2 protein-coding genes and 1 pseudogene are annotated in these 2089 nt (G+C 69.7%); all 3 read left to right on the top strand.

Annotated features, from left to right (window positions below; translation table 11 throughout):
* A pseudogene (locus VFM98_RS08120) lies at positions 1–171 on the top strand (phenylacetate-CoA oxygenase subunit PaaJ); the annotation flags it as partial.
* The gene (paaE, locus tag VFM98_RS08115; protein ID WP_325109407.1) at positions 172–1257 is read left to right on the top strand and encodes a 1,2-phenylacetyl-CoA epoxidase subunit PaaE; all 1086 of its coding nucleotides are present in this window, start codon (positions 172–174) and stop codon (positions 1255–1257) included.
* Positions 1258–1266: 9 nt separating this feature from the next.
* Positions 1267–1884, top strand: coding sequence for a TetR/AcrR family transcriptional regulator (locus VFM98_RS08110; RefSeq protein WP_325109406.1), 618 nt, complete (start codon positions 1267–1269; stop codon positions 1882–1884).
* Positions 1885–2089: the final 205 nt, after the last annotated feature.

Below are 2089 nucleotides of genomic sequence, written 5' to 3'. Positions count from 1 at the left end.
GGAACCCAGGCGATCCGCATCTTCCGCCGCCAGCCGGAAGCGGCGATTCCCTGCCCGCACTGCGGCAGTACCCACACCGAACGCCTCTCGCCCTTCGGCTCCACCGCCTGCAAGTCCCTGCACCGTTGCCTGGACTGCCGCGAACCGTTCGAACACTTCAAGCCGCTTTAGATGTCTGCCCTGTTCCACCCCCTGCGCGTGCGCGCGATCCAGCCCGACACGGACGAGGCGGTGATCGTCTCCTTCGACGTGCCGGAGGCGCTGCGTCCCGTCTTCGGCTTCACCCAGGGCCAGTACCTCACCCTGCGGCAGGAGATCGACGGCCAGGACCTGCGCCGCTCCTATTCCATCTGCGCCGGCGTGGACGAGGGTGAGCTGCGCGTGGGCGTGCGCAAGGTCGCGGGCGGCGTGTTCTCCAACTGGATCAACGAGCACCTGAAGCCCGGCGACACCATCCAGGCCATGGCGCCGCAGGGCCGCTTCTTCGTGCCGATCGAGCCGCAGGCGCGGCGCCACCACCTGGGCATCGCGGGCGGCAGCGGCATCACGCCCATCCTCTCGATCATGAAGACCGTGCTGGCGCGCGAGCCCGGCAGCCGCTTCACGCTGATCTACGCCAACCGCAGGCTGCGCTCCACCATGTTCAAGGAGGAGCTCGACGACCTGAAGGACCGCTACCTCACGCGGCTCGTCATCCACCACGTGTTCTCCGACGAGCACACCGAGTCGGCACTGAACATGGGCGTGATGAACCGCGACAAGCTCGCCGAGTTCCTGCAGGTGCTGGTGCCGGCGGGCGAGATCGCCCACGCCTACATCTGCGGCCCATTCCAGATGAACGACGAGGCCGAGGCCGCGCTGCTCGCCGCCGGCGTGCCCGAGGAGCGGATCCACATCGAGCGCTTCGGCATCGCGCACAAGCCGGGCGGCCAGGTCGGCGCCGTGCTGCACCAGTCGCACGCCAGCGACGCAGCCAAGGCCCGCATCACCATCGTGCGCGACGGCCTGCAGCGCGAGTTCCTGTTCTCGCGCGAGCAGCCCAGCATCCTCGATGCCGCCTCGGGCGCGGGGCTCGAAGTGCCTTACTCCTGCACCTCGGGCGTCTGCGGCACCTGCCGCGCCAAGCTGGTGGAAGGCGAGGTGCGCATGGAGCGCAACTTCGCCCTCGACAAGAAGGAAGTCGCGGCGGGCTACGTGCTGACCTGCCAGGCGCACCCGCTCACCGAACGCGTGGTGCTTTCCTTCGACGAGCGCTGAAAGCGGGCGATGGGTCGCGGACGCCACGCCGGCTACGACGGGCAGCGCGAGCTGATCTTCGCGCAAGCCGCCGCCCTGTTCGCGCGCGGCGGCTATCCGGGCACCTCGATGAACCAGGTGGCGCAGGCGTGCGGCCTGTCGAAAGCCACGCTGTACCACTACTACCGCGACAAGTACGAGCTGCTGGTGAACATCGCCGAAGGCCACGTCACGCGGCTGCAGGGCATCGTCGACGAGGCGCTCGCGCAGGAGTCCGCACCCGCGGGGCAACTGCGCCGGCTGATCCGGCGCCTAGTGGAGGAATACGCGAATGCGCAGGATGCGCACCGCGTGCTGACCGAGGACGTGAAGTTCCTCGCCGACGCCGACCGCGAGCGCATCCTCGGCAAGGAGCGCGAGGTGGTCGCCGCCTTCGCACAGGTGGTGGCGGCGCTGCGGCCCGACCTGCAGCAGGCCGCGATGAGCAAGCCGCTCACCATGCTGCTGTTCGGCATGGTCAACTGGCTCTTCACGTGGATGAAGCCCGAGGGCCGGCTCGACTACGACGCGATGGCGCCCGTGGTCACCGACCTGTTCCTGGGCGGCCTGCAGTCGGTCTCGGCGCCGGCCGCGTGCGCTGCCGCCTAGCGGGGCACCGGGCGCCTCAGGCGTCGCTCCGGTCGATCACCGGTTCTTGCGGGCCTTGTCGTACTTGGCCCGGACGCGATCGCCTGCTGGCGCGCTTCCTTGGGCAAGGTGATCATCGGGCCATTCTGCCAAGCCCCCGGGGCGCCTGGCGCGGGCGCCGGCGTGCGCACGCTGCAGGCCGGTGCGTCGCGGCCGGCACGCGCTT

Source organism: Ramlibacter sp. (assembly GCF_035706265.1).
GTDB lineage: Bacteria > Pseudomonadota > Gammaproteobacteria > Burkholderiales > Burkholderiaceae_C > Ramlibacter.
This window is presented reverse-complemented; position numbering and strand designations above follow the sequence as displayed.